The sequence below is a fragment of the Oceanispirochaeta sp. genome, from assembly GCF_027859075.1.
Classification (GTDB): Bacteria; Spirochaetota; Spirochaetia; order DSM-2461; family DSM-2461; genus Oceanispirochaeta.
This window is the reverse complement of record NZ_JAQIBL010000085.1, coordinates 1-4,377: the sequence shown is the minus strand read 5'-3', so window position 1 is coordinate 4,377 and position 4,377 is coordinate 1. Positions and strand designations below refer to the sequence as shown.

Below are 4,377 nucleotides of genomic sequence, written 5' to 3'. Positions count from 1 at the left end.
AGTTTTTTAGCTCCCATGACGGCGCCCACGCCTCCCCGGCCGGCAAAACGGTGACCCGAACAGACATTGGCATACAAGACTCTGTTTTCTCCTGCCGGACCGATCACAGCAGCCCCCTCTTTGGGAGACAGTTTCAAAGATTCCTGCGTTTCATGAGTGCCCTGCCCCCAGAGATTCAGGGCGGATTCAAAGTCTGCCCCCTCTCTGTGAATGCGCAGGGTCAGGGGAGACTCGGATTGACCGCTGATGATAAGACCATCCCAACCGGCGGTTTTACAGGTTTCGCCGAAGTATCCTCCGCAGGAAGATCCCACCATCAGTCCGGTGAGAGGCGATTTTGTCAGGACTTCAAAACGGCCGGAGGATGTTGCCCCCTAGGAAAGCATGACCCCCATGGAAAAGATCAGGAGGTTTTCCGGGCCGAACGGATCGATCCTCCCCAGGTCTTCCCTGGTAAAGCGATCATGGAAGATCTTCAAAGCCAGTCCTTTTCCACCCAGATAAAGCTTCAAATCTTCGGCGGAGACGGTATAAACAGACCAGGTCTGAGTGGTCAGATCGACATCCAGATAACGGTTGGATGTGCCTTTAATGACTTGCAAGGGGAACCTCCAGGGAGAGGACATCAAACTGGCAGTTGTCCCGGCACCAGCCGCAGGAAATACATTTTTCAGGAAAGGCCAGGACGGCAAAATTATCTGTCAGGGGAAGATTCTCATCTTTCATGGCCAGGGCACCCACCGGGCAGGCCGCCACACAGTTCTCACAGGCATAACATTTGTCGATGATGATCCGGGGTTGGAGCCATTCGGACCTCTTGAGCCTGAACACCGTCTCTCCCTGTTCGGTGCGAACTGCATTTTTAGGACAAACCCTCCCGCAGGAGCCGCAGTCGATGCAGAGAGCGGCATCGATGACGTGAAGTTCTTTCATGTCTCCTGAGATGGCCCGGGTCGGGCAGATCCTTTGACAGAAGCCGCAGCCGATACAGCCGGATACGATAAGATGAGCCACTGGAGCCTCCTGGGATTTATGAAGTGATGAGAACATGCTTATTTTAGTATGGGAAATTCGGATGCGCAACGTAAAAAAAAAACAACTGTCCTTTGACCCGGAATCCCCGATGAATTATGTTTCACCCTAGGGAGAAAAGGTATATGAAAAAGAAATTTACACTGGCCATTCTATTCTGTGGGATAATAATTCCCCTCTTTGCAGAAACATCCCCCACGGTTTCACTGGGTTTTCACGTTTTAGCCGGAGGACGCTACGATGACCTGCGCATGTGTATAGCCTCCCCCGCAGGAGTTAAAGGGGGTCCCATCATGGATATATATGCAGACATCCGCTTTGACCTGGATGATCATCAGGCTATTAGCATCAACATCCCTGTTATGAGGCCCATTTTATTTGGAGCCGCCTTTCAGATGCTTCAGTTTGAACCTCAGATCAGTTACGAGTACAGTTTTGATCAAAACAATGAGGACGGGGGACAGTGGGTCGTCGGCGGAGGTATGGGAACTGTCTTTCATTACGGACCGGACTACAAATCTTCTCCTGATGACAGGGGAGATTCATTCTTTGCCATGGGGCCTCTGTTCACAGGTTTCACGGGGTACCGGTTAAAGGAAGGCCCGCGGGGCAGCTGGATGCCGGGAGTGAAAGTCTTCTATGCTCCTCTCTTCTCCCGGGATTATGATCCGGCCACCATGCTGGGTGGCGGATTAGAACTCCATTATCTGCCGAAAAACTAACTGAAGTTCTTCCGCATCAGATCGCAGTAATACTGGACGTTCTCCCAGAGGGCGTCCGGGGCGATTCTATGATCCGGGCAGGGAATATACCCTCCCAGATCCACCAGAGCTTTCAGCCGCTCCACCTCGTCTACCACAGCCTTTCTGTCACGGGAGAAAACGGTTTTATCCATCCCCCCTACCCCTCTGATGTCCCGGCCATATTTTTCCCGCCAGGGAGCAATACTGGCCTTCCAGGTTCCGACTTCGATGGGAAACATGGTATTCACCCCGTTTTCCAGCCAGAAGGGCAGCAGATGATCGATCATACCGTCGCAGTCTACAGAAATAATTCCTATCCCGTGGTAGCGGGCCAGGTCTGTGATTCTTTTGTATTGAGGCCCAATAAAATCCCGGAAGAAAGAGGGGCTGACAAGAGGACCATTTTTAAAGCAGATGTCCTCCCAGAAATGCATATATTCAAACCGGGCACCCGATTCCAGAATCGTTTTCACAGTCTGATAACTGAGATCTGCCACATGCTCAACAATTTCCTCAAGAAGCTCTGGATCATCCACCGTCAGATAGCTGAGATTCTCGACACCGATGAAATCACGGATAAATCCGATCAGACTGCCGGCAAACAGCCCGAGTGGCCTCTCTCTTCCTTCAGTTTGTCGCAAATAATCCCATCCGCCCTCTCCCAGGGGCAGGGTCCGGTTCCCTGCAGGAACAAGGGCCTTGAGATAACGGTCAGCATTGTAATCCAACTTATCACGGAACCCTTCTTCCCACTCTTTCCGACCTTTAAAATAGTGATCCACCTCTGTTGGAATAGAAACAACATTCCGTTTTTTCATGACGATGACCCCGTCTTCATTGAGGACCTTCATATTCCCCTGGTCATCCTCTTCCAGGATTGTCTCTTCAAAAGCCGGGTCGAGGCGGTAGTGGGGCCCGAAATTCTGGCCCCAGTTAAAATCAAAACCCAGCTGTTTCCCGATGCGGATATCCGCATCGCTGCAGTCGCTCCAGTCCCGGGCGTCTTCGACACTGATATGTCCCTCTTCTGCCCACTTGTCCAGTGTTTCATTCCAAAATCCAAAATGCACAATGGGCAGGCTCTCAAAGTTTTCATAATTCAGAATCGCCAGAGAATTTTCTAGCTGGGTCATGGACATAAAGGGCACCTCTTTAAACAGAATAAGATATTAAAAGAGTTTAAACCCCTTTTCTTATGGCGGAAATGGATATAAATTAGAAAGGCATGGACTATAATAAGATAATTCAAATCAAGGACATCCTCCCCCGGGTCAATATGGCCAACTATTTTACATTGAAGGAAGTCTCCTCCTGGGGTCCCAGGGTTCTGCCTGATTTTGAATTGATCCTGATCAGAAAGGGAAATTTTCTGTATGAATGCCTGAGCTCCACAGACCCGCTGCACAGGGAGCGGACAGATTCTGAGACGGAGCTGGGTCCCGGAGATGTGCTGATCATTCCGCCCGGGGAAAACCACCGTTTTTACGCCCGTCAGGAAGAGGGCGCCATCTCCTGCATCCACTGTCTGCCCCGTACGGATCTGCCCTGGGAGTCCCCTCTTGTCCGTCTCCATCCACAGCCCAGCTCCCGAACCTCTTTTACCGAAGAAATAGACCTGATGGATGGCTTATTCAGGAAGTGCAGTGATCTTTTTGAAGGATACAATAATTACCGGGATGAATTGATGGGCACGGTCTGCCGGGAAATATGGCTCCTCTGCGCCTCACAATGGGAGATGCGGAATCAGCCTGTCAGCCCGAGGATGCAGGCCATGATCCTCTTTATTCAGGAACACTGTACTCAGACCTTGACCAGGCAGGATCTCTCAAACCGTTTCAACCTCAGTCCTGAATATATCAATGCCCTGTTCAAAAAGGAACTGGGATTGACTCCGACTGAATGCATCCACAGAGAGCGGATACTGCTGGCCTATGAAGCCCTTCATCGAGACGGGCTTAATGTATCCGAAACGGCCTACAAGTGCGGATTCAAGGATCCATTTTACTTTTCGAGGGTCTTCAAGAAAATATTGGGGATTGCTCCTGAGACAGTGATGAGGCGGAAATATTTCCAGTAAGCCCCTACCAGGGCAGCTTTGATTCCCGTCTGACCTGAATATGATCCACCATTTTCGACTCTCCTTGGCTTTTTACATTAGAGGAAGAGCGTAGAGATAGACTCCGCCATAAAAGAAGGCGCTCCCCGCTACGACAAACAGATGCCAGACGGCATGATAATAGGGCATTTTTTTAGCGGCATAGAACAGGGTGCCCGCCGTATAGGACAACCCCCCACCCAGAATCCAGGCTCCCACCTGAGGAGGCAGAACCTGCTTGAGATCTTTGACATAAAAGACGATCAGCCAGCCCATCAGCAGGTAGATGATGGTGTGAAGGGGTTTAACTTTGGACCAGAATACAAGCTTGAAGACAGAACCCAGAATCACAATAGCCCAGACCGTATAGAGAAGAGGGATACCCCGCTCAGGAGGTAGAACCAGACAGAAGGGAGTGTAGGTTCCGGCAATAAGGATATAGATATTCACATGATCCAGAATTCTCAGGAACCTCTTGAGGTTCGATGGTTTTACAAAGTGATAGAT

Annotated in this window: 5 protein-coding genes and 1 pseudogene; 2 read left to right on the top strand and 4 right to left on the bottom strand. The window is 50.4% G+C overall.

Annotated elements, in window-relative coordinates:
* Nucleotides 1-602, bottom strand: a pseudogene (locus tag PF479_RS04590) (aldehyde ferredoxin oxidoreductase N-terminal domain-containing protein); the annotation flags it as partial.
* The gene (locus PF479_RS04585; protein ID WP_298002737.1) at nucleotides 589-1,014 is read right to left on the bottom strand and encodes a 4Fe-4S dicluster domain-containing protein; all 426 of its coding nucleotides are present in this window, start codon (nucleotides 1,012-1,014) and stop codon (nucleotides 589-591) included. The pseudogene PF479_RS04590 and the gene PF479_RS04585, both read right to left, overlap by 14 nt.
* A 143-nt stretch (nucleotides 1,015-1,157) precedes the next feature.
* Here PF479_RS04585 and PF479_RS04580 point away from each other — a divergent pair, with 143 nt between their 5' ends.
* Nucleotides 1,158-1,754: a hypothetical protein gene (locus PF479_RS04580; protein WP_298002734.1), complete on the top strand. Its 597-nt coding sequence runs from the start codon at nucleotides 1,158-1,160 to the stop codon at nucleotides 1,752-1,754.
* Here the strand turns inward: PF479_RS04580 and PF479_RS04575 are convergent.
* Nucleotides 1,751-2,908: a uroporphyrinogen decarboxylase family protein gene (locus PF479_RS04575; RefSeq protein WP_298002730.1), complete on the bottom strand. Its 1,158-nt coding sequence runs from the start codon at nucleotides 2,906-2,908 to the stop codon at nucleotides 1,751-1,753. The genes PF479_RS04580 and PF479_RS04575 overlap by 4 nt on opposite strands.
* Before the next feature lie 92 nt (nucleotides 2,909-3,000).
* Here PF479_RS04575 and PF479_RS04570 point away from each other — a divergent pair, with 92 nt between their 5' ends.
* Entirely contained in the window at nucleotides 3,001-3,852 is an 852-nt protein-coding gene (locus tag PF479_RS04570) for an AraC family transcriptional regulator (RefSeq protein ID WP_298002726.1), read from the top strand.
* Between the two features lie 72 nt (nucleotides 3,853-3,924).
* Here PF479_RS04570 and PF479_RS04565 read toward each other — a convergent pair.
* Nucleotides 3,925-4,377, bottom strand: a 453-nt coding sequence (locus tag PF479_RS04565) for a hemolysin III family protein (protein ID WP_298002723.1), incomplete at its 5' end; no start/stop codon positions are given.

Coding starts and splice junctions, on each gene's coding strand:
- PF479_RS04570 (WP_298002726.1), top strand. CDS start 3,001: ATGGACTATAATAAGATAATTCAAATCAAGGACATCCTCCCCCGGGTC.
- PF479_RS04575 (WP_298002730.1), bottom strand. CDS start 2,908: ATGACCCAGCTAGAAAATTCTCTGGCGATTCTGAATTATGAAAACTTT.
- PF479_RS04580 (WP_298002734.1), top strand. CDS start 1,158: ATGAAAAAGAAATTTACACTGGCCATTCTATTCTGTGGGATAATAATT.